This is a genomic window from Burkholderia contaminans, from assembly GCF_029633825.1.
GTDB classification, from domain to species: domain Bacteria; phylum Pseudomonadota; class Gammaproteobacteria; order Burkholderiales; family Burkholderiaceae; genus Burkholderia; species Burkholderia contaminans.
Map to the genome: position 1 here is coordinate 2,863,031 of NZ_CP090641.1, position 26,207 is coordinate 2,889,237.

The 26,207-nt window shown below is 65.8% G+C and carries 22 protein-coding genes and 1 pseudogene; 16 read left to right on the forward strand and 7 right to left on the reverse strand.

Annotation, left to right across the window (positions count from 1 at the left end; genetic code table 11):
- The first annotated feature begins 23 nt into the window (after positions 1-23).
- The gene (locus tag LXE91_RS30525) at positions 24-1,070 is read left to right on the forward strand and encodes an AraC family transcriptional regulator (protein ID WP_039370254.1); all 1,047 of its coding nucleotides are present in this window, start codon (positions 24-26) and stop codon (positions 1,068-1,070) included.
- A gap of 173 nt (positions 1,071-1,243) precedes the next feature.
- Here LXE91_RS30525 and tkt read toward each other — a convergent pair whose 3' ends face one another.
- Positions 1,244-3,298, reverse strand: coding sequence for a transketolase (tkt, locus tag LXE91_RS30530; protein ID WP_039370251.1), 2,055 nt, complete (start codon positions 3,296-3,298; stop codon positions 1,244-1,246).
- Positions 3,299-3,933: 635 nt separating this feature from the next.
- On the opposite strand from tkt, the gene LXE91_RS30535 reads away from it, so the two are divergent.
- From LXE91_RS30535 to LXE91_RS30580, 10 genes and pseudogenes are all read left to right on the forward strand, one after another.
- Positions 3,934-4,188: a response regulator transcription factor gene (locus LXE91_RS30535; RefSeq protein ID WP_220497290.1), complete on the forward strand. Its 255-nt coding sequence runs from the start codon at positions 3,934-3,936 to the stop codon at positions 4,186-4,188.
- 17 nt (positions 4,189-4,205) lie between these two features.
- Positions 4,206-4,382, forward strand: a complete 177-nt coding sequence (locus tag LXE91_RS30540; protein ID WP_232352778.1) for a helix-turn-helix domain-containing protein — start codon at positions 4,206-4,208, stop codon at positions 4,380-4,382.
- Positions 4,383-4,580: 198 nt separating this feature from the next.
- Positions 4,581-5,708 carry a hypothetical protein gene (locus tag LXE91_RS30545; protein ID WP_135370719.1) on the forward strand — a complete coding sequence of 376 codons (1,128 nt, stop codon included), beginning with the start codon at positions 4,581-4,583 and terminating at the stop codon, positions 5,706-5,708.
- 161 nt (positions 5,709-5,869) lie between these two features.
- Positions 5,870-7,570 (forward strand): S8 family serine peptidase, encoded by a 1,701-nt coding sequence (locus LXE91_RS30550; RefSeq protein WP_052760183.1) that lies wholly within the window; start codon positions 5,870-5,872, stop codon positions 7,568-7,570.
- Between the two features lie 79 nt (positions 7,571-7,649).
- On the forward strand, positions 7,650-8,309 hold the full coding sequence (locus tag LXE91_RS30555) for a ribonuclease T2 family protein (RefSeq protein ID WP_135370718.1): 660 nt from the start codon (positions 7,650-7,652) through the stop codon (positions 8,307-8,309).
- 34 nt (positions 8,310-8,343) lie between these two features.
- The gene (locus tag LXE91_RS30560; protein WP_223274291.1) at positions 8,344-9,402 is read left to right on the forward strand and encodes a hypothetical protein; all 1,059 of its coding nucleotides are present in this window, start codon (positions 8,344-8,346) and stop codon (positions 9,400-9,402) included.
- Positions 9,399-10,355, forward strand: a complete 957-nt coding sequence (locus LXE91_RS30565) for a bestrophin-like domain (protein ID WP_223274292.1) — start codon at positions 9,399-9,401, stop codon at positions 10,353-10,355. Before LXE91_RS30560 ends, LXE91_RS30565 begins: the two co-directional genes overlap by 4 nt.
- Positions 10,342-10,884: a glycoside hydrolase family 19 protein gene (locus LXE91_RS30570; protein WP_039370246.1), complete on the forward strand. Its 543-nt coding sequence runs from the start codon at positions 10,342-10,344 to the stop codon at positions 10,882-10,884. Before LXE91_RS30565 ends, LXE91_RS30570 begins: the two co-directional genes overlap by 14 nt.
- Before the next feature lie 137 nt (positions 10,885-11,021).
- Positions 11,022-11,516, forward strand: a pseudogene (locus tag LXE91_RS43795) (hypothetical protein); the annotation flags it as partial.
- Between the two features lie 642 nt (positions 11,517-12,158).
- Positions 12,159-12,371 carry a hypothetical protein gene (locus LXE91_RS30580; protein ID WP_039370284.1) on the forward strand — a complete coding sequence of 71 codons (213 nt, stop codon included), beginning with the start codon at positions 12,159-12,161 and terminating at the stop codon, positions 12,369-12,371.
- 61 nt (positions 12,372-12,432) lie between these two features.
- Here the strand turns inward: LXE91_RS30580 and LXE91_RS30585 are convergent, their stop codons facing one another.
- The 3 genes from LXE91_RS30585 to LXE91_RS30595 form a co-directional block, all read right to left on the reverse strand.
- Positions 12,433-12,858, reverse strand: a complete 426-nt coding sequence (locus LXE91_RS30585; protein WP_039370238.1) for an NUDIX hydrolase — start codon at positions 12,856-12,858, stop codon at positions 12,433-12,435.
- A gap of 217 nt (positions 12,859-13,075) precedes the next feature.
- On the reverse strand, positions 13,076-14,464 hold the full coding sequence (locus LXE91_RS30590) for a nucleobase:cation symporter-2 family protein (RefSeq protein WP_039370235.1): 1,389 nt from the start codon (positions 14,462-14,464) through the stop codon (positions 13,076-13,078).
- Positions 14,465-14,606: 142 nt separating this feature from the next.
- Entirely contained in the window at positions 14,607-15,563 is a 957-nt protein-coding gene (locus LXE91_RS30595; RefSeq protein WP_039370232.1) for a LysR family transcriptional regulator, read from the reverse strand.
- Positions 15,564-15,666: 103 nt separating this feature from the next.
- Here LXE91_RS30595 and LXE91_RS30600 point away from each other — a divergent pair, with 103 nt between their 5' ends.
- The gene (locus LXE91_RS30600; protein WP_039370230.1) at positions 15,667-16,404 is read left to right on the forward strand and encodes an SDR family oxidoreductase; all 738 of its coding nucleotides are present in this window, start codon (positions 15,667-15,669) and stop codon (positions 16,402-16,404) included.
- Between the two features lie 8 nt (positions 16,405-16,412).
- Here LXE91_RS30600 and LXE91_RS30605 read toward each other — a convergent pair whose 3' ends face one another.
- Positions 16,413-17,390, reverse strand: a complete 978-nt coding sequence (locus tag LXE91_RS30605; RefSeq protein ID WP_039370226.1) for a LysR family transcriptional regulator — start codon at positions 17,388-17,390, stop codon at positions 16,413-16,415.
- Between the two features lie 133 nt (positions 17,391-17,523).
- Between LXE91_RS30605 and LXE91_RS30610 the strand changes: the two genes are divergently transcribed.
- The 3 genes from LXE91_RS30610 to LXE91_RS30620 all read left to right on the forward strand — a co-directional run bounded on the left by LXE91_RS30610 (position 17,524) and on the right by LXE91_RS30620 (position 19,937).
- Positions 17,524-18,240: an SDR family oxidoreductase gene (locus LXE91_RS30610; protein ID WP_039370223.1), complete on the forward strand. Its 717-nt coding sequence runs from the start codon at positions 17,524-17,526 to the stop codon at positions 18,238-18,240.
- Positions 18,241-18,447: 207 nt separating this feature from the next.
- Entirely contained in the window at positions 18,448-18,783 is a 336-nt protein-coding gene (locus tag LXE91_RS30615; protein ID WP_039370220.1) for a putative quinol monooxygenase, read from the forward strand.
- A complete protein-coding gene (locus LXE91_RS30620; protein WP_039370216.1) occupies positions 18,780-19,937 on the forward strand; it encodes an iron-containing alcohol dehydrogenase in 1,158 nt (385 codons plus the stop codon). The genes LXE91_RS30615 and LXE91_RS30620 overlap by 4 nt, the downstream gene beginning before the upstream one ends.
- 85 nt (positions 19,938-20,022) lie before the next feature.
- On the opposite strand, the gene LXE91_RS30625 is transcribed toward LXE91_RS30620, so the two are convergent.
- Positions 20,023-22,203: an ornithine decarboxylase gene (locus LXE91_RS30625; protein WP_039370213.1), complete on the reverse strand. Its 2,181-nt coding sequence runs from the start codon at positions 22,201-22,203 to the stop codon at positions 20,023-20,025.
- Positions 22,204-22,749: 546 nt separating this feature from the next.
- Positions 22,750-23,802, reverse strand: coding sequence for an RNA-guided endonuclease InsQ/TnpB family protein (locus LXE91_RS30630; protein ID WP_039370210.1), 1,053 nt, complete (start codon positions 23,800-23,802; stop codon positions 22,750-22,752).
- A gap of 92 nt (positions 23,803-23,894) precedes the next feature.
- Between LXE91_RS30630 and LXE91_RS30635 the strand changes: the two genes are divergently transcribed.
- The gene (locus LXE91_RS30635; RefSeq protein WP_039370206.1) at positions 23,895-26,195 is read left to right on the forward strand and encodes an Orn/Lys/Arg family decarboxylase; all 2,301 of its coding nucleotides are present in this window, start codon (positions 23,895-23,897) and stop codon (positions 26,193-26,195) included.
- Positions 26,196-26,207: the final 12 nt, after the last annotated feature.

Here is a 26,207-nt window from a genome sequence, read left to right on the forward strand (position 1 = left end):
AAGACCCGGCCCGCGGCTTGTTAATGCTCTATAGTGCGATTTACTTGCGCGACAGTACGATGATGAGTGACGACCCCTTCTCCGACATCCTGAGACTCACGAACGCCGAATCGCTGGCGACGGGAGGCTTCTCCGCCGGCGGCGCTTGGGCCGTTCGATTTCCGGCACCGGACAAGATCAAGTTCTTTGCGGTGGTAAAGGGCGCGTGCTGGGTTTCCATCGACGGAGAAGAAACGCCCATCCGCTTTGGGCGCGGTGACGTCGGGTTGCTGACGGCAAAGCGGTCTTTCGTCCTCGCAAGCGACCCTTGCGTTCCGCCGGTCGACGCGATGGCGTTGTTCTCGGGCGCCGGAAAGTCGACGGTGAAACTGGGCGATGGCGACGATTTCGCGCAGATCGGCGGACACGTACTGCTCGATCCGGTCACGGGCAGCTTGCTGTCGGACGTTCTGCCGCCATGGATTCACGTGCCGGCCGTCTTGCCGCAGGCCGTGAAGGTCCGCTGGCTTCTCGAGCAACTCGTGGAAGAGCGTGCAGCCGACCTGCCTGGGGCACAACTCGTATCGGCCCAGCTTTCCCAACTGCTGTTCATTCAGATACTGCGCGCACATCTGAAAACGTCCGCGTCCTTGACGGGATGGCTGCGCGCGTTCGGCAACCCGCGCATCGCCCCCGCATTGCGACTGATGCACGGCGATCCCGCTCGTTCATGGCATCTGGACGAGCTTGCCGCCGCGTGTGCGATGTCGCGGACCACGTTCGCTTCTCACTTCAGGGCGAGCGCCGGTGTCGCGCCGCTGGCCTATCTTGGCGAGTGGCGCATGCGTCTTGCCGAGCGCCGTTTGCGCGACGAGAACATGCCGGTCGCGGTGCTTGCGCAGTCGCTCGGCTACTCGTCCGAAAGCGCATTCAGTCATGCGTTCAAGCGCATGTCCGGGCATTCGCCGAAGGCGTATCGTCATATCGTACGGACTGCTTCTGAAGGCGTGGGCGGAGAGCGGGGCCGCGTTCGTGCGGACGTCGAGGCTACCGGTTCGACGCTGCAGTCGCTTCCATCGGAACCTCGGTGAAATGCGCGAGCGACCCGCGGATCGGATCGCGGGCATGTCGGATTCACGGCCCTCAAGACAGGCGTTGCCCTTCCTTACGCAAGGATCCTGTCAGGTGACGCAACGCGTCCAGCAGTTCGACGGCGGGCGCGGGGAGCACGCCGCCCGACACAGCTGCGTTGTCGCGTGCTCGACTAGTGCATGCCGTTATCTCGCAGCACGTCCCGCGCGGCACGAACGATCGCCTCTACCGTGATGTCGAATTTCTCGTACACGTCGTTGATTTTTCCGGACTCGCCGAAGCTGTGCATGCCGACAAATCGGCCTTTCGGGCCGATGTATCGCTCCCATCCCAGTTCGACCGCGGCCTCGACCGCGACTCTCGCAGGAGACGCGCCCAGCACAGCCTCCTGGTAATCGCGTGGCTGCTCCTCGAAGAGCAGGCGGCACGGCATCGATACAACGGTCGTCGGCACACCTTCCTTCTGCAGGATGTCGCGAGCCTGGACAGCGAGGTGAACCTCCGAGCCTGTCGCGAGCAGCGTGAGTCGGCGCGGTCCGCCATCGGCCTTCCGCAAAATGTAGGCGCCACGCGCCGACTCGTTGTCGTTGCCGGGCTCGTTGCGCACGAGCGGGACCGGCTGTCGCGACAATGCGAGGAGCGCAGCCCTGCGGGGCTGTTCGAGAATCAGTTCCCAGCACTCTGCCGCTTCGATTGGATCGGCCGGCCGATACACGGCGAGCTGCGGAATGGCCCGAAGTGCCGCGAGATGTTCGACGGGCTGATGGGTCGGGCCATCTTCTCCGAGGCCGATCGAATCGTGCGTCATCACAAAGATGGATCGCACCCGCATCATCGCGCTCAACCGGATCGCCGGGCGGCAGTAGTCCGAAAAACAAAGGAAGGTACCGCCGTACGGAATCAGGCCGCCATGCAGTGCAATGCCGTTCATTGCAGCGGCCATGCCGTGTTCGCGGACGCCGTAGTGGAGATACGAACCTTTGAACTGGCCAGGCTCGATCGCGATTTGATTCTTCGTCTTCGTATTGTTGGACACCGTAAGATCCGCCGAGCCGCCGAGCAATTCCGGAATCGCGTCAAAGAGACGATCCAGCACTTCGCCGCTGGCCTTGCGGGTGGCCATTTCACTACGACTGGCAATAAACGCCTGCCGTGCCGCGGCAATTGCCTGCTTCCAGTCATCTGGAAGCTTGCCCGCATTGCGCCGCTCGAATTCGGTACGCAGCGCCTGCGGCGCCCGGCCGACGCGTTCTTCCCACGCGAGTCTCGTGTTGCGGCCGCGCGCCCCGATCTCTCGCCATGCCTTCAGCAGGTCATCCGGGATTTCAAACGGCGGCGAATGCCAGTCGAGGGTCTGTCGTGCGCCCGCGATTTCGTCCTCGCCCGGCGCGTCGCTATGCGCGCGCTCGGTCCCGGCCTTCGTCGGAAAGCCGAACCCGATGATCGTCCTGCATGCGATCAAGGTCGGTCTGTCATTCGTTGTTCGAGCGGTTTCGATAGCGCGCCGAATCGCATCCGTGTCGTGACCGTCGATTTCCAGGACGCGCCATCCGGCCGCGTGAAAGCGCTCGATCTCGTTGTCCGAGACCGCGAGGCTGGTGGCGCCGTCGATGGAAATCGAATTGTTGTCCCAAAACGCAATCAGTCTGCCCAACCGGAGGTGGCCGGCCAAGGAGATGGCCTCGTGGCTGATGCCTTCCATCAGGCAACCGTCACCGAGAAATACGTACGTGTAGTGATCGACAAGATCATCGCCGAAGTGCGCATTCATGATGCGCTCGGCCAGCGCCATTCCGACGGACTCCGCGAGGCCTTGTCCGAGGGGGCCGGTCGTCAGTTCGATTCCCTCGGCGTGCGAGTACTCCGGATGGCCCGGCGTCTTGCTGCCGACTTGCCGGAAGCGCTTGATCTCGTCCAGGGTCATGTCGGAATAACCCGTCAGGTAGAGGAGGCTGTAGAGGAGCATCGACGCGTGTCCGTTGGAAAGCACCAGCCGGTCTCGATCGATCCAGTGGGGCGCGGATGCATCGAATTGCATGAATTCCTTGAACAGGACCGTCGCGACGTCAGCCAATCCCATTGGCGCACCAGGATGACCGCTGTTGGCTTTCTGGACGGCATCCATTGCAAGGAAGCGAATGCAGTTCGCCAGCGCGCGAAGATGTGGGTCTCTTGGGGGCGGCACGGCTTTGGGCGTCGCCCGGGAATGTGCGGTGGGATCACTCATCGGTTCTCCTGTTTTGGCTCGGAAGGATGAGGCCGCGGCGCAATATCCATGCCTTTCCCGGCGCGACTGTCACGTCGGGTGACGACGATCCCAACGTCGCCATGGTGACGTGGGGGCCCTCGAGCGTAGCAGTCGGCGATGGTGTTCAGACGGCTTCGCGTTCCCGTTGTGCCAATCGGATCGCTTTCAATCGTCGAAGTCGATGTCGTTATTTTGTAATGTTCGGGTGAAAGTTTTCATTTTTGTTTTTAATGATTGAAATAATAAACAAAAATATAAATTCACAAATGAAATGCAAGTTGAGTGCATGTCATGGCGATCGATTCAATCAGTGATATCAATCATCATGAGAAATCGAGTGCTCGGCGTATGATGCATGCTCACGATCGCCCTGAATTCAAATGGTCGGCACACGGCTGGTCTCACGATCCTGCAGCCGCAAATAATCAAAAAGTCGTTTTGCAATGGGCGACCCAGAAATAGAAAAAGCATTTCCAAGCGCATCCGCCGTGGTATGTCGCGTGCATCAAGAGAGATGTCCGGTCGCCCGTGAGGTTGTCGTGAGTGCTCAAAGGAGACCGCCGCTCCCGTGACAAAGAAGGGGATGCCCTTTCAATTGTCGACGGGGATCCATATTGAAACTCACCACACGTGAGACAGTCGTGTTGGGCCTGATTTCGCGAGGCCTTACCGACCGTGAAATCGCGGCCGAACTGTCCGTTTCCGTCTATACCGCGCGCAAGCATCGCGAAAATCTCCTCAATAAATTCGGCTTCAGGAAATCGGCGGAGCTGACCATGCGCTATTTCGCTCTTTTTCCTGATGTGCTCAAAAAAACGGTATTCGGCATCGTCCCGACCCGTTCTCGTCGCGCGAACGCGAAATCCTGAATCTGCTTGCCGCCGGCATGAGCGACAAGCAGGTCGCTCGCGCGCTCGGCATCAGCGACCAGACCGCCCGCAAGCATCGCGCGCATCTTCTCGGCAAGACCGGCTCGCCCAACATCTGCGCGCTTCTCCATACGGCCGTGCTGTCCGGCTGGCTCCCCGTTCCCTTTCACGTTACCGAGCCCGGCTCGCCGTAGCGAGACGCGTACCGCATTTGCCGTATGGAACCGGCAGGACCCGACTCGCAGAATCGATCTGCCGATTCGTCCGATGTTTCCGCCGACCCATGCGTACCGGGCCGATGGATGCGTGGACGGCCGGCATGTCGACGGCGCACACGACGCAGGGCCTGCGAGTCGTGCTCCGACTGATTCCTCTTCATTAAGGATTCGAAAATGACTCATGTACACCATGCATTGCCGGGGGTATCGCACGCGGTCTCGGGATATGTTCCGGCTTACGCGACGGCGGTTGCGCAAGGGGAGTTCGCGCCGCAGGGCATCGGCGGCGCGGTCATCGGCACGGCCGCGCCGGTGCTCGGCGAGCTGCTCGGCCGGCTCGGCGGGCTGCTGCCGTTCGCCGCGCAGCCGCAGGCGGCGTTCGCACCGCAAGGCGTGTTCGGCGACATCCTGAAATCGGTCGCGCCGACCGTCGGCACGGTCGCGGGGCAACTGGGTGGGCTGCTGCCGTTCTCGGCTCAACCGCAAGCGGCGCTTGCGCCGCAAGGCATTGGCGGCGCGGTCATCGGCACGGCCGCGCCGGTGCTCGGTGAACTGCTCGGCCGGCTCGGCGGGCTGTTGCCGTTCGCTGCGCAGCCGCAGGCGGCGCTCGCACCGCAAGGCGTATTCGGCGACATCCTGAAATCGGTCGCGCCGACGATCGGCACCGTCACCGGGCAACTGGGTGGGCTGCTGCCGTTCTCGGCCCAGCCTCAGGCGGCGTTCGCGCCGCAGGGTATCGGCGGTGCGGTCATCGGCACGGCCGCGCCGGTGCTCGGCGAGTTGCTCGGCCGGCTCGGCGGGTTGCTGCCGTTCTCGGCTCAACCCCAAGCAGCGTTCGCACCGCAGGGTGTATTCGGCGACATCCTGAAGTCGGTCGCGCCGACGGTCGGCACCGTCGCCGGGCAACTGGGTGGACTGCTGCCGTTCTCGGTCCAGCCGCAGGCGGCGTTCGCACCGCAAGGCGTGTTCGGCGACATCCTGAAGTCGGTCGCACCGACGGTCGGCACCGTCGCCGGGCAACTGGGTGGGTTGCTGCCGTTCTCGGTCCAGCCGCAGGCGGCGTTCGCACCGCAAGGCGTGTTCGGCGACATCCTGAAATCGGTCGCACCGACGGTCGGCACCGTCGCCGGGCAACTGGGTGGGTTGCTGCCGTTCTCGGCTCAGCCGCAGGCGGCGTTCGCGCCGCAAGGCATCGGCGGCGCCGTGATCGGCACCGCCGCGCCGGTACTCGGCGAGCTGCTCGGCCGGCTCGGTGGGCTGCTGCCGTTCGCGGCGATCCCCGCCCAGCCGGCATTCCACTGACCTGTCGCGACAGTAGACCTGCGCCACCCGCGGCCTCCGCGGTGGCGTATCCGATGGACGCGCGTCGCGCAACGACCCGATCGCTCCGGGGCGCGCGTCCGTCGCTTGCGACCGACTGACCCACGGCGTGCCTCGAGTGTCGCGCCACGAAGGAGATTGCGATGGACAAGGACAAGAAGCCCGCCGCCGCGAAGGCGGCAGCCGTGCCGGCGGACGGTGCCGCCGCACCGGATGTCGTGCCGCCCGATTCGGCCGATGAAGCGGTTCATGTGACGAGCGGCAAGCGCCAGTATCTGATTGCGCCCCGGCGCGGCGTGCTTGCTCGCCAGGCCGCGGTGACCCCGATGTCGGCCCACGACCTCGACAATGCGGTCGGTCGGCTGCCCGGCGTCGAAGTCGTGCGCGTGATCAATAGCCACAAGAATGCACAGATGATGTCCGCGCGGCCCGACGAGGCGACCGACACGTACGTCGTCAAGATGGACCCCGCGCACGCGCAGCTGCTGCAGGCGACGGCGCCGCCGGAAATGATCGTCGAGGAGGACCATCCGCTCGGCTACGGGAAAAAGCCGCAACAGGAGTCCGGGGCCGAGCTTCGTCCGCAGGCGGCGATTGCGTCGACCATCCTGCGCCCGGTGACGATCCGCGTGCTGGGCGCGGACGATCAGCCCCAACCCGGCATTCCGGTGACGCTCACGGGCGACGGCTTCCCGGTGAGCGGCACGACCGACGCGCGAGGCGAAACGACGCTGGCCGTCGCGCAGATGGCGCCCGGTCCGCTCCAGTCGCTGGCGGTGCGGCCGTCGCACACGTACTGGAATGTCCACCTGTCGGCGCCGCTGCTGTCGAGCGATCAGGCGAATGTGGTGCGCCTGACGCCGTTGTCGCAGCCGAACCCGAACGTGCCGCCGCATGCCCCCTTCGGGTGGGGGCAGCGCCTGATGGGCCTCGACGAGCTTCCCGCCACGGCGACGGGGCGCGGCGTGCGCGTCGCGATCGTCGATTCGGGGGCGGACGCGTCCCATCCGCTGCTGAACCATATCGTGCGCGGCGCCGATCTGACCAACGACCAGAACCCGGATACGTGGAAGGACGACGTGATCGGCCACGGATCGCATTGCGCGGGCGTGATCGCCGCGCGCATCAGTCCGCAGGCTGCCGACGCGCAGATGGCGATGCGCGGCTTCGCGCCCGACGCGGAGATTCACGTGCTGAAGATCTTTCCCGGCGGCCAGTTCAGCACGCTGATCCAGGCGCTCGACTATTGCATCGATCACGACATCGACGTCGTGAACCTGAGCCTGGGCGCACCGCAGGCGTCGCTCGCGGTCGAGCAGAAGCTGATGGAGGCCGTGCAATCGGGCGTCGCATGTATCGTCGCGGCCGGCAATTCGGGCGGACCCGTCCAGTACCCGGCGTCGTCGCCATACGTGCTCGCGGTGTCGGCGCTGGGACTGCATCGCGAGTTGCCCGTCAACACGTGGGAGCAAACGCAAATCGTCGCGCAGGCTGCGACGGCTGAAGGCCTCTTCTCGCCGACGTTCTCATGCCACGGCCCGCAGATCGGCGTGTGCGGACCGGGGGTGGGTGTCGTATCGACGGTGCCGGGCGCGGCGTTCAACGCCGAATCCGGCACCTCGATGGCGGCGCCGCACATCACGGGGCTCGCGGCGCTGCTGGTGAGCGATCCGCAGATCGCCGGCCATCTCGGGCCGCGCAGGCCGGAGCGCGTCGCCGCACTGTTTCAGCTGATCCGGATGATCTGCACGCCGATCGTTCAGTACGACGTCACGAACCGCTTCGGCGCAGGCCTGCCGCGCTTCCAGAACCTTCGGCAGCTGTTGCAGCAGGCGGGCCGCTGACGGCGCGCGAGCCGCGCCGGCCGTCGGCCGATTCGTCGGCCGGCGCAAATCGTCACACACACACGAGGAGAACCACATCATGTCGACCCTGTTACGCATGACCCGGGCTGCCTGCGTCGCCAGCCTGATTCTGACCGGAGCCGGCGCGCACGCGCAGGACTGGACGCTGGCGCTGTCCTGGAAGCTCGGTGCGTGCGTCGGCGGCGAGGGTGCCCAGACGTGCACGGCAGGCCAGCCGTCAGCGGTGCGCCAGGCCGCCGACGGCGCGCCGATCCGGATCACGGCGATCGGCCTGTATACGCCGCGGCGCGACTGCGACACGGCGCCGGTGCCGGCCGGCACGCTGTCCGACGATGCCGCGCCGTATATCGCACCCGCGAGCGCCGACGATTTCCAGCAGCACTGGAATCGCTACGGAAGCTGCACGGGGTACGCGCCCGCCGGTTACGCCGCCGAGATCGCGGCCATGGCGCGTGCGGTCGGCCTCACGAATCTCGGCCGCTACCTCGGCGAGCATGACAACAAGGTGGTGCGGCTCGACGAGCTGAAGAACGCGCAACTGCATGATTTCTTCCTCGGCGCGGACAAGTCCGTGCAGTTCCTGTGCACGCCCGACGGACGGCTCGCGGAAGTGCGCTACCGGCTGCGCGACTGGTCCGACGTGTTCGTGTATCGCGACAAGGGCGGCATGCTCGTCGTGGCGCAGGGCGGCAATTGCGGCGACGAAGTGCGGCTGTAGCGCACGTTGCGAGCCGACACGCGGGGGAGTCGACATGGAAACGCATCGTTCGTGGTTCAGGACACAGGCGGACGAATCGCCCGCCGCGGACGGCGCTGACGCAGCCTCGTCGAGGCGCGATCTGGTCGGGCAGTTGCTGATCGAATGCAGCGCGATGGCGCGCTACGCGTTGCAGCACGGGATTGCCGTCGCCCCCGACCTGATCGCGCAATTGTCGATGCTGATGGCCGGGGTGCCGCATGCCGCGGCCGATACCGCGGTGGCCGATGCGTCGTCGGTGCACGGCGCATCGTACGCGCTTGCCGCGATTCATCGCCGGCTTGCCGTTGCGATCGCACCGGCCACGCCGCAGGCCGTCACGCTGCTCGACCGCGAACTGCGCGTCCGCTCGCGCCTTGCGTGGTTGGGGCCCGTGCCGCTGATTCGCGCGCTGACGCTGTCCGCCGCGACGTTCCTGGTCGCCGTGATCGCGACGTCGCTGTCGCCGGAAGTGTCCGTCGCGAATATCGACCAGGGGTTTCTCGATTCGCACGGCACCCAACTGCTGTGGAATGCGCTGTTCCTGCTGTTCTGCGCGGGGCTCGGCGCATCGTTTGCCACGCTGTTCCAGGCGCATCGCTACGTCGCGAATTCGACCTACGACCCGAAGTACGACGCGTCGTACGGCGCGCGGCTGATTCTCGGCGTGATCGCCGGCCTGATCCTGGTCGAGCTGCTGCCGCCGCACCTGTACGACGGCGGCAGCATGCGCAGTTTCGGCAAGCCGGCGCTTGCGATGCTCGGCGGGTTTTCGGCGACGGCCGTGCATCGGCTGCTGCACCGGCTCGTGGAGACGCTCGAGACGCTCGTGCGCGGCGATACCGCTGCCGCCGCGCAGGCGACGTTCGAAGCGCATCGCGCCCATGCGGCGACCGAGCGCGTGCAATGGCAAAGCGAACTCGCGGCGGATCTGCTGCGGCTCCAGCAATCGCTTGAAGCGGGCATGCCGCCCGATGCAATCAAGCAGCGGCTCGCCGACTTCACGCGCGCGATGCTGTCGGCGGACGTGCCGCAGGCAGGGCGTCGCGACGGCGCAAGCGCAATCGGGGAATGACCATGCTCTTTCTTTACAACTGGCCGTCGTGGCTGATGGGGTTGTTCATCGTGATCGCAACCGTGTCGGCAGCGCTGGGCGCCTATGCGCTGTTCCGGTGCATCCTGCCCGTCGACCTGCTGCCCGAGCAGCGGGCGATGGCGATCACGATGGTGTCGGTCATCACGACGATCAACTCGTTGCTCATCGCGTTTTCGGCGATCAGCGTGTGGGACGCCTACAACGGCGCGGAGCACACCGTCGAGGCGGAGGCGACCGCGGCCGGCGAGCTGTCGCGCGATCTCGCCGCATTCGGCGACCCGGTCGCCAATGCGGCGCGCGACGCGCTGCGTGCCTATCTCGACGGCGTCGTCCGTGACGAGTGGCCGAAGATGCAGCAGCAGGCAAGCGCGGATGCGCAGGCGGCGGCCCGCTTCGATCTCCTGTTCGACCTGGCGAACCGGATCGAGCCGCGCAGCGAACGGCAGCGCGTGCTGCTCGGCGAGGTGCTCGCGCGAGCGAACGAAATGGCGAAGCATCGCGAACAGCGCCTGCTGACGCTCGACGCGGCGATGCCGGTCACGCTGTGGGGCGTGGTGGTGCTCACGAGCGTCTTGTCGTTTCTGCTGCTCTACCTCCTCCCGGGTACGCGTTTCCACATCGCGCTCGTGACGAGCTGGGCGCTCACGCTCGGCCTCGCGTTCTTCTTCGTGCTTGCCGTCGACCGTCCGTTCGCGGGCGAAGTCAGCGTCAAGCCCGAGCCGCTGCGCGCGATCGTCGCTGCGATGGACGGGCAATCGCGGCGTAGCGGCCCGGCCGCGTCGCGCGACGTTCCGGCATTGCCGCGCAGCCGGCGGCGGACGCGCGCGGACGACGCGGCCGTGGCGTCCGCCACGACCGTTTCCCCACCGCCGGGCGAGCGCACCACGCGCCTGCCTGATCAGATGCAAGGAGACCACGATGACACTCGATGAATTCCGGGCCGCCGCCGCCGTGTCCGCCACGCTCGCGCAACGCTGGCATCCGGCGCTTGCCGACGCGATGGCCGAGTTCGGCATTTCGACACCTGCACGCGTGGCGGCGTTCGTCGCGCAAACAGGCCACGAGACGCTCGGCTTCACGCTCACGCGCGAGTTGTGGGGGCCGACAGCCGCGCAGCGCGCGTATGAGCCGCCGTCGCGCAAGGCTATCGAGCTCGGCAATGCTCAGCCGGGCGACGGCAGGCGCTTCCTCGGACGCGGGCTCATCCAGATCACGGGGCGTACGAACTATCGCGAATGCGGCAACGCGCTGGGTGTCGATCTGGAGCGCGAGCCGGAACGCCTCGAGCACGAACCGCTGGCCGCGCGTTCGGCGGCCTGGTGGTGGGCGCGGCACGGTTGCAACGCGATCGCCGACTCGGGCGATTTCGTGTCGCTGACGAAACGCATCAACGGCGGCGTCAACGGACTCGAGGACCGGATGCGCCGATGGGCGATCGCGAAGCAGGCGATGTGTCTGTGAGTGTGCGGCATGCAGCGAGGACTGACCAACCAACGGAGGGCAATATCATGAACGCGCGAATCTGGGGTGAATTCAAAACGATACGGGGTGCGTTGATCGCGGCGGCGATCGCGGTGGGCGCGCTGCCAGGGTACGCAATGGCGGAAATCGAATGCCAGCGTGTCACCGTGAAAGAGGGGAGCGCGTTGAATTCGACGTGGGGAAAAGACCTGCATCATCTGCAAAGCACCGGCGATGTCGACAATACCGTCAACTCGCTGTGCAGCCCCGACTGGGTTCATGCCGACGATTACTGGCTCTATGGCAACTATTACCCGCTCCACCGCGGGCATTCCAAGCAGGGCGATGGCGCGCGCCTGTTCGTCCAGTCGAGGCCGAAACAGCCCGAGCTGGCCCGATACCTTTGCAAGGACACTGGCGTGAATGGTGCGATACCGTATGAGAAGGCGACGCCGATCGGCGTATTCGCTTACGAAACCTTCGTGCCGAAGACGTCGAAGGCGACCGACATCGCGAAGCAAGTTGAATTGCATGTGCTGTGCGTAGACAGGAACGCGCGAGGACAGGGGCTGGGCATCCAGATACTCAATGAGGCTGTGCAGCGCGTGACTGAGGGCGTCAGTGACGACAAGAGGGTTCGCATGCAGCTGACCTCGCACGTGAAGGCGCACGATTTCTACGACAGGCTCGACATGACATGCCGTGACGAAGGAGAAAGCGGTGCCATCGCGCGTGTCTACGAGCGCACACTGACCCACGGCGAGCGTATCGAAAGGCGTCGTCCGATCTATTACATGGACTTGCATGACAACGGGCAATGCAAACGAGTGACGTTCGGCTGTGGCCATCGAGACAACTATGACAAGCTGCGAAAACTGGCGTTCGACTCGGAAGCAAGTTACGAGCACGGACACGACAACGAGGTATTTTTTATCGGTGACTGGGCGGGCGACTACGGGTGCGACGCTGACGCGGCGCCGATAAGTTACGACGACGTGATCCGGAAGCTGGACGGTCACACCCAATGACGTACCGGAGGCGGTTGCATTGTCGAGCAACGTGCCGCATCCGACAGGCAGCCGCCCCCTCTGTTTTCCGCCACGCCACCGTCGGCATCGTGTTGCGCGATCCAAACCGTGCTCACGGTCGAGATTGGAAAAACTTGATCGGTAAAAGCACTGAAACGCGGTGAATTTTTTCCCCGCTATAGTGGAATGGCTGGTCACGGTTGCGGTATCGCTGCTGGCCAGGTCATGACTGTAGAAAGGTGCTATATGAAAAACAAAATCGACAAGACCGTCGGACCGATCTGGGGTGTGGCAGCAGGATTGCTTCTTGCTGGTGCGGGATTGAGTTTTGGTATTTTCCCGGCGGCGCTGCGCAGCTCGGGCAGCGCAAACGACTTCATGGCGTCAGGCGCCGCGATGCTGGGCATCTTCCTGGTCGTCTATTCCACGCGCGAATTGCGAAGAAAGCGCGTGCACTGAGCGTTCGCGCGCCGCTGATTCCCGACGATCGACACGAGCCGGGCGACGGCTCGCACGTGTGTTACGTCTTGCGGATTTCGTGGTTGTAGACGAGTTCGACGATTCGCTTCGTCGGAATACTCGCGCGCAGGCGGTCGACATTGTCGATCGGAAACCACTTGCATTTCTCGATCTCGTTGCTCGCTTGCGGTATCTGGTCCGGCCCGACCTCCGCGAAGAACACGTGATGGATCTTCGCGAGCCCGGTGAACTGCATCGAGTACACCAGATCCTGGCCGGTCATGCCGGTTTCTTCGCACAATTCGCGATGCGCGGCTTCGAGCGGTGTTTCCCCGCGCTTGATCGTGCCGCCGGGAAGGGCCCAGCGCGACGCCGCACGCGTGACGAGCAACACGCGCTCTTCGCGATAGCAGACGACGGTCGCGCGTTCCTTGATCGGAACGGCAGTCGTTTCGGGGGCTTGGTCGGGCGCGAGGGTTTGGGGCATGCTGCGATTCTAACCAGCACAAATCGATCGGCCAAGGCCGCTTGACCCGGTTTGACGATTGATTGCCGCCGATGCGCGGCCGGCACGCTGCGTGCGCGCCCAAAGCACACGGCCGGCGGCGGGGCCGTGCGCCGGACCGCCGATGCCGATTGGCACGACGACCGACGCGGCCCATCACGCGTGCCACGTTGTCATGCGGTTCGCACCGCGATTGCTTTTACTTCTTCTCCGGCAGGAACCAGTTCATCACGAGCGCGCAGATGCCGCCCGTCGCCACGCCCGATTCCAGCACGTTCTTCAGCGCGTGCGGCAGGCTGTTGAGGATGTCCGGCACTTGCGACACGCCGAGGCCGAGCGCGAGCGACACCGCGATGATCAGCAGTGCGCGACGATCGAGATGGACGCCCGCGAGGATGTTGATGCCCGATGCGGCCACCGCGCCGAACATCACCATCGCCGCGCCGCCGAGCACGGGCTCCGGCACGGCCTGCAGCACGCCCGCGACGACCGGGAACAGGCCGAGCACCACGAGCATCCCCGCGATCCAGATGCCGACGTAGCGGCTGGCGACGCCGGTGATCTGGATCACGCCGTTGTTCTGCGCGAACACCGAGCTCGGGAACGTGTTGAACACGCCGGCCAGCAGCGAGTTCGCGCCGTTCACGAGCACGCCGCCCTTGATCCGTTGCATCCACACCGGGCCCTCGACCGGCTCGTTCGAGATCTTGCTGGTGGCCGTGACGTCGCCGATCGCTTCGAGCGACGTGACGAGGTAGATGATCAGCATCGGCACGAACAGCGCCCACGAGAAGCCGATGCCGAAATGCAGCGGCGTCGGGACCTGGAACAGCGCGGCCTGGTGCATGCCGGTGAAATCGAGGCGGCCGAGGAACGCGGCCGCGAGATAGCCGATCACGAGCGCGATGACGAGCGCGGTGCTGCGCACCCACACGATCGGCACGCGGTTCAGCAGGATGATCGTGCCGAGCACGAGGCCCGACAGCGTCAGGTTCTCCGCGCTCGCGAAGGTGCCCTTGGCCATCGCGCCATAGCCGCCGCCCATGCTGATCAGGCCGACCTTGATCAGCGTGAGGCCGATCAGCAGCACGACGATGCCGGTGACGAGCGGCGTGATCAGGCGCTTCACGAACGGCAGGATGCGCGACACGCCCATCTCGACGAACGACCCGGCAATCACGACGCCGAAGATCGCGGCCATCACGGTCTCGACCGGCGTGCCTTGCTTGACCATCAGGCTGCCGCCGGCGATCAGCGGGCCGACGAAGTTGAAGCTCGTGCCCTGGACGATCAGCAGGCCGGCGCCCAGCGGGCCGAAGCGCTTGCACTGGACGAAGGTGGCGATGCCGGAAATCACCAGCGACATCGACACGATCAGGGTCGTATCGCGGCTGGATACGCCGAGCGCCTGGCAGATCAGCAGGCCGGGCGTGACGATCGGCACGATGATCGCCAGCAGGTGCTGCAGCGCGGCGACGAAGGCGACCATCGGCGCCGGCCGGTCGTTCGGGCCGTAGACGAGGTCGCGCGCCGAATCTGCGGCGTCGGCGCCGTGAGCGGCGGGTTGGGCGGAGGAGGCGGGTTGCATGGCGAGCGGGCCGGACAGGGTGGAAAGTGCGGCATTTTAGCCGAACGGCCCGCCCGCGCCGCTGCAATGGCGGTGATTCGGCAGATCGGGAAAACGGTGGCGGACCGGTGCCCGGGCCGGCCGTGACCGCGGCGCCCGTCGGTCAGCGGGGCGGTCGCAACGCAGGCGCGGTCGGGATGACGGTCGGGGCGGTGATCGCGTGGAACCCGGGCAGCTCGGGAATCCGTTGCTCCATGAACTGCAGGAACGTGCGGGTCCGGAGCGGCAGATACCGGCGCGACGCATAGACGAGGTGCAGCGCATGCGGCGGCACCATGTCCCACTTCGGCAGCAACCGGACGAGTCGACCGCTGTCGATCAGGTCCTGAACGAGCCACGCGGGCCCGCTGCCCACCGCGTTTCCGGCAAGAAAGCATTCCCGCAGCGCCATCGAGCTGTTCACGCGATACCGGCCGCGCATCGGAACGACGACCTGTTCGTCGCCGCGCGCGAAGGCCAGTTCGTTGCCGATGTCCGCGCGTGCGTAGCCGACATACTCGTGCTTCGCGAGATCGTCCGGCCGGCGGAGCTTCGGTGCCCGCGCCACGTACGCCGGCGTGGCGACCAGCAGGCGCGGCGACGACGCGATGTGGCGCGCCACGGCGTCGGGCGGCAGCAACTGGCCGAGGCGAATGGCGACATCGACGCCTTCCTCGACCAGGTCGATCACGCGGTCGGTCAATTGGAGCTCGACCTCGATCTCCGGCCACGCGGCGAGGAATTCGAGCACGAGCGCGTTCAGCCTCAGCTCGCCCAGCCCCAGCGGCGCATTGACGACCAGCTTGCCGACCGGCCGCACCGTTTGCCCGCGCACTTCAGCCACCGCGCTCGCATATTCGTCGATCACGCGCTTGCACCGATCGTAGAACCGGCGGCCTTCGTCGGTGGGCGCGAGGCTCGTGGTCGAGCGTTCGAGCAGGCGAACGCCCAGTTCCTTCTCGAACGCGGCGACGATCTTGCTGATCGTCGGCTGGCCGGTGCCTTCCTCCCGCGCGACCGCCGAGAAATTGCCGAGCTCGATGGCGCGGACGAACACGCGCATGGATCGCAGCGAATCCATCTTATTCCTTCATGGAATGAACCTTATTCGAGTCTCCCACATTCCTGTGCAATGGAGAATGACCTAACGTTCGCGAACCTTCAATCCCTGATGAGGAGTCGACATGAACGAGGCAACGCAATCTTCGGCACTGGACGGTGCGCACGTCGTGGTATTCGGCGGGAGTTCCGGCATCGGTCTCGCGGCCGCAGCGGCCGCGAAGGCAAAAGGCGCCAGTGTCACGCTGGTGGGCCGGACCCGCGCGAAACTCGACTCTGCCGCACAGGCGATCGGCGGCGCGCGCGTCGCGGTGGCCGACATTGCGGACCGCCATGCCGTGCAGGCGGTATTCGACACGATCACGCGCGTCGATCACCTGGTCGTCACCGCCGGCCGGTTCATTGCCGGCAAGCTGAACGAGACCGATCCCGATCACCTGCTCGCCGCGCTGCAGGAGCGTATCGCCGGGCCGGTCTATGCGATCCGCGCTGCGTTGCCGCTGATGCCCGCGACCGGTTCGATCGTGCTGACAGGCGGGCAACTGTCGGATCGTCCGGCCGCGCAAGGCACGTCGGTCATTGCCGCGGCCGTGCGCGGGGTCGAGGCGCTGGCGCAGTCGCTCGCACTGGAACTGAAGCCGATCCGCGTCAACGTGATTGCGCCCGGCTTCGTCGAGACGCCGCTGTACGACGCGTTCGGCCCGGACGCGCGCGATGCGATCCTCGCGGGCGCGGCGGCGGCATTGCCCGGCGGCCGTGTCGGGCGCGCCGATGAAGTGGGGGAAGCGATCGCGTTCCTGCTGGGCAACGGCTTCATGAACGGCGAGATCCTGCACATCGACGGCGGCGGCCGGTTGGTCTGAGCCGCGCGTCAGCCTGCCGAGCGCATGCTGGTGCGGCGTGCCGGCGGGCGCGGCGCGCGGCCATCCGGATACGCGCGCTGGCAGACGGCGATCACCGCATCGCGCAAGCGGCGGTGCACGGGGTCGCCATGCATGCGCGGATGCCAAAGCGCCGACACGAGGATCTCGGGCAGGCGCGCCGGGATCTCGAAGCTGCGCAGCCCGAGGGCCTCCGTGAGCCCCGGCGAGACCGCGTTGCCGAGGCTCGACCGTGGCACGAGCGCGATCAGGTCAGTGCTGGCCGCGACACGCATCGCATCGGGGTAGCCCGGTACGACGACATGCACGGTGTGGCTCGGGCCGCCCTTGTCGGTCGAGTCGTCGGCCGGCCCGCCGAAATCGCCGAGCTGCGACGCGATCACGTGACGGCAGGCCGCATAGCGCGCGGGCGTGATTCTCCCCGATGCAAACAGCGGATGCCCGGCGCGTGCCACCGCGACGTGCCAGTCGTGAAACAGCATGCGGGTGTGCAACTCGGGGGCATCGTCGCCGCGCTTGCCGATTTCCAGATCGACGGTGCCGTCGCGCAGCGCCTGCGGATCGCGATCGGGCTTCGGGACGAAGCGGATGCGCACCAGCGGCGCGATTTCGCCGAGTGCGGCGACCACCGGGCCGGACAGCATTTCCATGAACGATGCGGCCGCGCGAACGGTGAATGTGGATGCGTGCGTCGCGATGTCCACGTCGGCCGTCGCCGGCCGCAGCACCGCGCGCGCATCGCTTGCGATCGCATGCACGCGGTCGCGCAACGCGGCGGCGTGCGGTGTCGGCACGAGCTTGCGCCCGGCGCGCACGAGCAACGGATCGCCGGTGGACATTCGCAGCCGCGTGAGCGTGCGGCTCATCGCGGACGTGCTCAGGCCAAGCCGGCGTGCGGCGCCGGTCACGCTGCCTTCCGACAGCAGCACGTCGAGCGCGGCGACGAGATTCAGGTCGATGTCTTCCATGGCGACAGGATACGCCTCTGAGCGATTTGACATGGCGCTGGATGCAACTATAAGTTGAATCCAGTGCGTCTGGCGCCTGTCGTGGTGCGCACCTATAGTGGCTGCATGACGAAACCCGGCAAAGGCGGAAACCATGCAATCAACTGTATCGGACGGAAATGCGCCCGCGATCCTGCTCGTCGCGGCGTCACGCGGCCTCGGGCTCGCGATGGCGGAGACGTTCCTGGACAAAGGCTGGCGCGTGACGGGCACCGTGCGCGCAGGAGCGGGGCGCACGAAGCTGCACGACCTCGCCGACCGGTTCGACGGCCGGCTCGGCATCGAGACGCTCGACATCTGCGAGCCGGCGCAACTGGCCGCGCTGCGCGAGCGGCTGTCGGGCCGGCGCTTCGACATGCTGTTCGTGAATGCGGGCACGACGAACGAACCCACCGAAACGATCGGCGAAGTGACGACCGACGAGTTCGTGCGCGTGATGATCACGAATGCGCTGGCGCCGATGCGTGTGATCGAGACGCTGCAGGGTCTCGTGACCGAGGACGGCCTGATCGGCGCGATGTCGTCGGGGCAGGGCAGCGTCGCGAACAACGTCAGCGGGATGCGCGAGGTCTATCGCGGCAGCAAGGCCGCGCTGAATCAATTCATGCGCAGCTTCGCGGCGCGTCAGGCCGATACGCGGCGTGCGATGGTGCTGATGGCGCCCGGCTGGGTCCGTACGGAACTGGGTGGGCCCGATGCGCGCCTGACGATCGAGGAAAGCGTGCCGAGTCTGGTGAACGTGTTGATCGCAAAGCGTGTGCGCCCGGGGCTCGACTATCTCGACTACCTGGGGAGGACGGTGCCGTGGTAGCCGGCGCGTCGCGCGAGTAGAGGCCACTGGCGATCCGCCGTGTCGTTCGCGGCGCGGTGGCGGCACTGCGAAGGTCGCGCCGATTCAATACAATGCGACGACCCGCCAGTGACACGGCGTTGCGCCGTCGCGTTCGAATCCTTCCGGTTCGCCGCGCATTGCGTGCGTCCCCGTCGTGACGGCCCCCAGTCGAACACGGAGCGCAACATGAACGAACCTTACCTGCAGGTCATCGCGCATTTCTACGCCAAGCCCGGCAACGGCGACCGCGTGGTCGAATTGCTCGCGGAGCTCGCGCCCCTGACGCGCGCCGAGCCGAAGAATCTCGACTACGCGTATTTCCGGTCGCCGGAGGACCCCGACCACGTCGTGATCCTCGAACGCTACCGCGATGCGGACGGCCTCGACGTGCATCGGGAAACGCCGCATTTCCAGCGGATCGGGTTCGGCGCGATCATCCCGTTGCTCGATCGTCGCGAAGTGTCCAGCTACATGGTGCAGCCGGACACCGGCACGGCGACGCCACCGGGAGGCGCCCGATGAACCCGTTTCAATTCCGTACCGTTCCGACGCAGGTCGTCGAATTCGGCGCCGCGCGGCGGCTCGGCGCGTTGTTGCGCGAGCGCTTTCCGGCGCTCGTGCGGCTGTGCGTCGTCACCGACGCGTTCCTGCATCGCAGCGGCGTGCTCGCGCCCGCGCTGGAGAGCCTCGCCGCGCACGGCTGGCAGGTCACCGTGATCGACGACGTGATCGCCGATCCGCCCGAGCACGTGGTGCTGGACGCGACCGAACGGGCCGTCGCGGCCGATGCCGAGATCGTGCTCGGCCTGGGCGGCGGATCGTCGATGGACGTCGCGAAGCTCATCGCGGTGCTCGCGCCGGGGCAGCAGGCGCTGGCCGACATGTACGGCGTCGACAAGGTCGCGAGCGCGCGGCTGCCGCTCGTGCAGATGCCGACGACGGCCGGCACCGGCTCGGAAGTGACGGCCGTGTCGATCGTCACGGTCGGCGAGGCGCGCAAGATGGGCGTCGTGTCGCCGCACCTGTTCGCGGACGTCGCGATCCTCGACGCCGAACTGACGCTCGGCCTGCCGCGTGCGGCCACGGCCGCGACGGGCATCGACGCGATGGTACATGCGATCGAGGCCTACACGTCCGCGCGGCTGAAGAACCCGGTATCCGACATGCTGGCCGTGCACGCGCTGACGCTGCTGTCGCGCAACCTGCTCGCGGCGTGCGACGACGGCCGGAATCGCCACGCGCGCGAGGCGATGCTGGTCGGCGCGATGTTCGCGGGGCAGGCGTTCGCGAATGCGCCGGTCGCGGCCGTGCATGCGCTGGCCTATCCGGTCGGCGGGATCTTCCATGTGCCGCACGGGCTGTCGAATGCGCTCGTGCTGCCGCACGTGCTGCGTTTCAACGCGCCGGCCGCCGCGCCGCTGTATGCGGAACTCGCGGCGATCGTCGCGCCGTCGGCGACGGGCAGCGATGAAGCGCGCACGCACGCGCTGATCGCCGAGATCGACCGGCTGATCGTCGCGACGGGCATTCCGCGCACGCTGCGCGAGGTCGGCATCGGGGAGGGCGACCTGCCGAGGATGGCATCGGATGCGATGCTGCAGACGCGCCTGCTCGTGAACAATCCGCGCGAGGTGACGGAGGCCGACGCGCTGGAGATCTACCGGCAGGCGTGGTGACGCGGCGAGCGCGTCGTGCCGCCCGTCATGCATTCACGATGTGCTCGGGACCGCGAGCGGCGCGTGGCCGCCCGCCAGGTCGCCGCTATGCGCTCGACGCGTCGGCGCCGGCTGCCACCACGTATGCCGAAGCCTGCTTCGTGCCGTCCGGCCGCGCTTGCAGATAGACGCCCTGGATTTCCGGCTCGAAACCCGGCAGCGCGTTGATCCCGGCTTCGAGCGCACGGAAGTAGTCGAGCGCCGGACCGCCCCATGCTTCGCCGGGCACCACGCAGAAGATGCCGGGCGGATAGGGCAGCGCACCTTCCGTCGCGATCCGGCCTTCGATGCGATCGAGCGTGACGAGCTCGACGTTGTTGCGGATCAGCTCGGTATTCGCGGCCTGCGGCAGCATCGCCTGCTTCGGGAACTGCGCACGCCGGAACATCTGCTTCTGCAGATGCTTCATGTCGTGGCTGCGGTAGAAGTCGTGCATCCGCTGGCACAGCTGCCGCAGGCGCATGTTGCCGTACAGCTCCGGATACGCTTCGCACAGCGATGGAATCGCTTCGCGCAGCGGCGTGTCCTGGTCGAGGTGGCGCTCGAACTGCGCGAGATGCGCGACCAGATGCTGCAGCTTGCCGAAACTTTCGGAAGGCGTGAGCAGGAACAGGATCGTGTACAGGTCGGCCTTCTCGGGCACGACGCCGTGCTCGCGCAGGTAGCGCGCCAGGATCGGCGCCGGCGCGCCGAACGCCGCGTACTCGTGCGTGTCGCGATCGATGCCGGGCGTCGTCAGCAGCAGCTTGCACGGGTCGACGAAATACTGATCGTCGGCATAGCCTTCGAAGCCGTGCCACGTGTCGGCCGGATGAAAGCGGAAGAAGCGCAGGTCGTCGACGATCTGCTCGGTCGGGTAGTCGGCCCACGGGCGGCCGTCGATGCTCTGCGGAACGAACGGCCGGATCTGGCGGCAGGTCTTCAGCAGCAGCTTGCGCGCATCGACGCCGTGCGCGACGCAGTCGCGCCACAGGCGCTTGCCGGCCGGCCCCGCATGCATCTGCGCATTGACGTCGAGCGCGGCGAACATCGGGTAGAACGGGCTCGTCGACGCATGGATCATGTACGCGTTGTTGAAGCGCCGGTGATCGCAGAAGCGCTTCTGGCCTTCGATGTGGCTGTCCTTCTTGTGGATCTGCGAAGTTTGCGAGAAGCCGGCCTGCTGCTTGTGCACCGACTGCGTGACGAAGATGCCGGGATCGTCGGGGCCGAGCGTGAGCATCAGCGGCGAGCAGTCCTGCATCATCGGGATGAACTGCTCGTAGCCGACCCACGCCGAATCGAACAGGATGTAGTCGCACAGGTGCCCGATCCGGTCGACGATCTCGCGTGCGTTGTAGATCGTGCCGTCATAGGTGCCGAGCTGGATCACCGCGAGCCGGAACGGGCGCGGCAGGCCGGCGCGCTCCGGTGCGACGTCGCGGATCGCGTCGCGGATGCGCGTTTCGTCGAGTGCCGCGCTGTCGACGCCGCCGATGAGGCCCCACGCGTTGCGCGCGGTCTCGAGGTAGACCGGCCGCGCGCCCGACAGCACGAGCGCGCCGAGGTGTACCGACTTGTGGTTGTTGCGGTCGAACAGCACGAGATCGTCGGGCGCGAGCAGCGCGCTGGTGACGACCTTGTTCGACGTCGACGTGCCGTTCAGCACGAAGTACGTCTTGTCCGCGTTGTAGATCCGCGCGGCATTGCGCTGCGCTTCCAGTGCGGGGCCTTCGTGGATCAGCAGGTCGCCGAGCCGGACATCGGCGTTGCAGAGGTCGGCGCGAAAGATCGTCTCGCCGAAGAAGTCGAAGAACATCCGGCCGAGCGGGTGATTCGAGAAGAACTGGCCGCCCTGGTGGCCGGGGCAGTCGAATTCGACATAGCCGCGCTGCACGTATTCGCGCATCACCTTGAAGAACGGCGGCAGCAGGTTTTCGCTGTAGATGTCGGCGGCGGCCGAGATCTGCCGGCCGTAGTAGTGGCGCCCTCCGTGGCGGAGCTGGATCACGCCGTTCGCGCTCGGCAGGATCGACGGCGGCACTTCCTGGCCGGGCTCGACGGCGACGAAGAACGGAATCGCGAACCCGGTTCTTTCGACCGTTTCAAGCACCTGTTGCGCCGATTCGATTCCGACGACGATGGCCGCGATATTCGTGAAATCGGTCTGGAATACGTCGACCTGTTCGTGCGTGGTGACGAAGGCGCCGATCAGCGCCGGCTCGACTGCGATTTTCAACAGGCTCACGCGAACTCTCCCGTAAATGTGCGGAAAACGGGAGCGGCATTCGCACGGGCGCGTAATCCGCGTAATCCGTGAAATCCGTGAAATCCGGCACGCGCCGCAGCCGATTGAAACGCTCCCGCGAATGCTGAATGCCGAATGACGCGGCGCACGAAAAAGCCCTGTATGGTGCGGCCCGGCCGCCGCCGGGCAACGCACGGCGCAGCCGATCGTAGCAACAAAACCTGACGAATTCAATCGACCGGAATCGATCCTCAGATTATCGGGCGAGAACGATCGAATAATCGGGAATCGGCATGCTGCAATGCACATCAAAATGAACCGTTCGTGAAACGCGATTTGAAAACGACCGATCGTTTCACCGAATCGTCTGCTTTTCATCAAATGGCATCTATGGCATAGTCGGCTCCGAATTGGATGGCGAATCAAACCGGATTTGCGAGCGTCTCACGCCGCCGCCCGTGGCCTGCTGTCCGCGTGCTCGTGAGACGAATTAAACCCAACGAAGCATCGGATCAACGAGGGCAAAAACTTGACGTCCTCCCGCGCCTAAAGGCGAAAGATTCCCACATCTGGCGATGCACGTCCGCATCGGAGAATGTTCATAGCAGCGTTGGTATCTCGATCATGTTCGACACCACAGTTACTGCAGGTCCACTCTCTTATTCGCAGTCCCGCGATACCTTTCGGTCGCGTCGTGCTGTCTTTCGATCCGCACGCCGAACAGGACTGGGTCGAACCGCTTTCGTCGACTTCCTCGAACGTGGCTCCGTGCGCGATCGCTTTGTAGCGGAGCTTGTTTCGGAAGGACGACCAGGATGCGTCGTAGACGCTCTTCGCCATCCTGGTTCTGGCGAGTTTGACAGCCGATACGTTGCCGATCGCGATGTAATCGAAGCGCCGCACCAGATCGAGCGCGAGCTTGTGCTGGAAATCGGCACGGGCGTTCGCCACCTTGGCGTGCAGCTTCGCGATATGTCGCTTGTGCTTTCGCGCCCGTTGCGCTTTCGCCAGCTTTTCCGCCGCTCGTCGACCGAACTGGTCATTGGGCAGCTTCTCTCCGGTCGAAAGTGTGGCGAAGTCTTTCAGGCCGAGATCGATGCCGACACCGGAACGGATAGGTCGGGCCGGAACATCCGGCGTCTCGATCACGATGTTCAGAAACCAGTTGCCACGCGCATCTTGCGCAAAGTTGGTCCCGTCCTTGATCTTGCCTTCGGGAAGCAGCCGGCTGTTGAACACGCGAAAGGTGTTGCCGGCGAAGCGAAATGCGTTGCCTTCGCGCTTCAGGTCGCGGCCCTTCAGCGGCACCCAGCCCAGCGATTTCCTGCCGCGATAGCGCAGGTAGGGCCGACGGTGCTGACTGCGCGACTTCGCATATTGTTCGCACGTCGCGTTGACCGTGCCGGAGTGGATGCCGAGTTCCTTGCTACTCCCCGTCGTCAGCACGTTCAGGTCGAATCCCGTCGGCCACTTCTTGCTCCACTTGAGCGCGTGCTTCTGCGTGTCATTGCAAAAGTTCCAGACGTAGTTCACCGCACGGCTCTGCTTGTTGAGCAGTCCGTTGAGCGACTTTACGCGGTAGCGGTAGACAAGAATCATGCCGGTGATCCTATCCGGTGGAAGAAGCTGCCTGTCAACAGCATTCCTTTCCTTCCCGCCATCAATGGCGGGATTTCTCGGAGCAAATTCTGATGAACACTTCTGTCGGTGGCATTCGTCGTCTCGGCATGCGCGCGCTGCTCGTCGACGACGAGATCACGCAGGAAACCGCGACCGGGCGTGCGGTCCGCACGCTGAGCGCGGAGCTCGTGCAGCGCGACATCGACGTGCTCACGGCCACGTCGGCCGACGATGCGATCATGCTGATCCGCTCCGATCCGTCGATCCAGTGCGTGCTCCTCGACTGGGATCTCGGCGTGGACGGCCATGGGCCGTCCGAGGCCGTGGTCGACGCGATCCGGCATCGCAACGCCAACGTGCCGATCTTCCTGCTGGCCGACCGCAGCGTCGCATCGTCGGTGCCGTCCAAGGTGATGGGCCAGGTCGACGATTTCGTGTGGCTGCTCGAGGATACGGCCGACTTCATCGGCGGGCGCATTCACGCGGCGATCGAACGCTATCGCGCGACGGTGCTGCCGCCGATGTTCGGCGCGCTCGCGAAATTCTCGCGCGTCTACGAATACTCGTGGCATACGCCCGGCCACACCGGCGGCACGGGCTTCCTGAAATCGCCGGTCGGCCGCGCGTTCTTCGAGTACTTCGGCGAAGCGCTGTTTCGTTCCGACCTGTCGATCTCGGTCGGCGAGCTGGGCTCGCTGCTCGACCACTCGGGCCCGATCGGCGAAAGCGAGCGCTACGCGGCCCGCGTGTTCGGCGCGCATCGCACATATCACGTGACGAACGGCTCGTCGACGTCGAACCGCATCATCCTGATGGCGAGCGTGAGCCGCGACCAGATCGCGCTGTGCGACCGCAACTGCCACAAGTCGGCCGAGCACGCGATGACGATGTCGGGCGCGATCCCGACCTACCTCGTGCCGACGCGCAACCGCTACGGGATCATCGGGCCGATCGCGTCCGAGCGTCTCACGCAAACGGCGATCCGCGAGGCGATCGCGTCGAACCCGCTCACGGCCGGGCTGGCCGATCGCCAGCCGAAGCACGCGATCGTCACCAACTCGACGTACGACGGCCTGTGCTACAACGTCGCGCGCGTCGAGGAACTGCTCGGCGCGAGCGTCGACCGGCTGCATTTCGACGAAGCGTGGTACGGCTATGCGCGTTTCAACCCGATCTACCGCGATCGCCATGCGATGCACGGCGACCCGCGCGACCATCATGCGGATCGCCCGACGGTGTTCGCGACGCAGTCGACGCACAAGCTGCTGACCGCGCTGTCGCAGGCGTCGTACATCCACGTGCGCGACGGCCGCAACCCGATTCCGCATGGCCAGTTCAACGAAACATTCATGATGCACGCGTCGACGTCGCCGAACTACGCGATCATCGCGTCGAACGACGTCGCGGCCGCGATGATGGACGGCCCCGGCGGCGCGGCGCTCACGCACGAGTCGATCGAGGAAGCCGTCGCATTCCGGCAGATGATCGCGCGGATGAACAGCGAGTTCGGCGCGAAGGGCGACTGGTTCTTCGAGTGCTGGCAGCCCGACACCGTGCTCGAGACGCGCACCGGCCGCACGCTGCCGTTCCACGATGTATCGCCCGAGCTGCTCGCGAGCGACCCGTCGTGCTGGGTGCTGCGTCCCGGCGCGCAATGGCACGGCTTCGGCAATATCGAGGACGGCTACTGCATGCTCGATCCGATCAAGGTGTCGATCGTCACGCCGGGCGTCGCGCCGGCCGGCGGGCTGATGCCGGTCGGCATTCCGGCGAGCGTCGTGACCGCGTATCTCGATGCCCGCGGGATCGTCGTCGAGAAGACCACCGACTTCACGATCCTGTTCCTGTTCTCGATCGGCATCACGAAAGGCAAGTGGGGCTCGCTCGTCAGCGCGCTGTGCGACTTCAAGCGCGACTACGACGCGAACCTGCCGCTCGACATGGCGATTCCGTCGCTCGCGAAGGAGCACGGCTCGCGCTATGCGGGCATGGGGCTGAAGGACCTGGCCGACACGATGTTCGCGGCGATGGAGCAGCTCGGCACGACGCGGCTGATGTCGGAGGCGTTCTCGATCCTGCCGAAGCCGGAGATGAGCCCGGTGCGCGCGTACGAGCATCTGGTGCAGGGCCGCGTCGAGCAAGTCACGCTCGAGGAGCTGGCCGGGCGCACGGTCGCTACCGGCGTCGTGCCGTATCCGCCGGGCATTCCGCTCCTGATGCCGGGCGAGAGCGCGGGGCCGGCGGGCGGCCCGGTGCTCGGCTACCTGAAGGCGCTCGAAGCGTACGACCGGCGCTTCCCGGGCTTCGCGCACGATACGCACGGCGTGGAAGTCGAGGACGGCACGTACCGCGTGTATTGCCTGACGGCCTGAACGAGCGACCGG

Coding starts and splice junctions, on each gene's coding strand:
- LXE91_RS30555 (WP_135370718.1), top strand. CDS start 7,650: ATGTCGACCCTGTTACGCATGACCCGGGCTGCCTGCGTCGCCAGCCTG.
- LXE91_RS30600 (WP_039370230.1), top strand. CDS start 15,667: ATGAACGAGGCAACGCAATCTTCGGCACTGGACGGTGCGCACGTCGTG.
- LXE91_RS30615 (WP_039370220.1), top strand. CDS start 18,448: ATGAACGAACCTTACCTGCAGGTCATCGCGCATTTCTACGCCAAGCCC.
- LXE91_RS30570 (WP_039370246.1), top strand. CDS start 10,342: ATGACACTCGATGAATTCCGGGCCGCCGCCGCCGTGTCCGCCACGCTC.
- LXE91_RS30580 (WP_039370284.1), top strand. CDS start 12,159: ATGAAAAACAAAATCGACAAGACCGTCGGACCGATCTGGGGTGTGGCA.
- LXE91_RS30585 (WP_039370238.1), bottom strand. CDS start 12,858: ATGCCCCAAACCCTCGCGCCCGACCAAGCCCCCGAAACGACTGCCGTT.
- LXE91_RS30565 (WP_223274292.1), top strand. CDS start 9,399: ATGACCATGCTCTTTCTTTACAACTGGCCGTCGTGGCTGATGGGGTTG.
- LXE91_RS30545 (WP_135370719.1), top strand. CDS start 4,581: ATGACTCATGTACACCATGCATTGCCGGGGGTATCGCACGCGGTCTCG.
- LXE91_RS30620 (WP_039370216.1), top strand. CDS start 18,780: ATGAACCCGTTTCAATTCCGTACCGTTCCGACGCAGGTCGTCGAATTC.
- LXE91_RS30635 (WP_039370206.1), top strand. CDS start 23,895: ATGAACACTTCTGTCGGTGGCATTCGTCGTCTCGGCATGCGCGCGCTG.
- LXE91_RS30525 (WP_039370254.1), top strand. CDS start 24: ATGCTCTATAGTGCGATTTACTTGCGCGACAGTACGATGATGAGTGAC.
- LXE91_RS30605 (WP_039370226.1), bottom strand. CDS start 17,390: ATGGAAGACATCGACCTGAATCTCGTCGCCGCGCTCGACGTGCTGCTG.
- tkt (WP_039370251.1), bottom strand. CDS start 3,298: ATGAGTGATCCCACCGCACATTCCCGGGCGACGCCCAAAGCCGTGCCG.
- LXE91_RS30630 (WP_039370210.1), bottom strand. CDS start 23,802: ATGATTCTTGTCTACCGCTACCGCGTAAAGTCGCTCAACGGACTGCTC.
- LXE91_RS30540 (WP_232352778.1), top strand. CDS start 4,206: ATGAGCGACAAGCAGGTCGCTCGCGCGCTCGGCATCAGCGACCAGACC.
- LXE91_RS30560 (WP_223274291.1), top strand. CDS start 8,344: ATGGAAACGCATCGTTCGTGGTTCAGGACACAGGCGGACGAATCGCCC.
- LXE91_RS30595 (WP_039370232.1), bottom strand. CDS start 15,563: ATGGATTCGCTGCGATCCATGCGCGTGTTCGTCCGCGCCATCGAGCTC.
- LXE91_RS30610 (WP_039370223.1), top strand. CDS start 17,524: ATGCAATCAACTGTATCGGACGGAAATGCGCCCGCGATCCTGCTCGTC.
- LXE91_RS30590 (WP_039370235.1), bottom strand. CDS start 14,464: ATGCAACCCGCCTCCTCCGCCCAACCCGCCGCTCACGGCGCCGACGCC.
- LXE91_RS30550 (WP_052760183.1), top strand. CDS start 5,870: ATGGACAAGGACAAGAAGCCCGCCGCCGCGAAGGCGGCAGCCGTGCCG.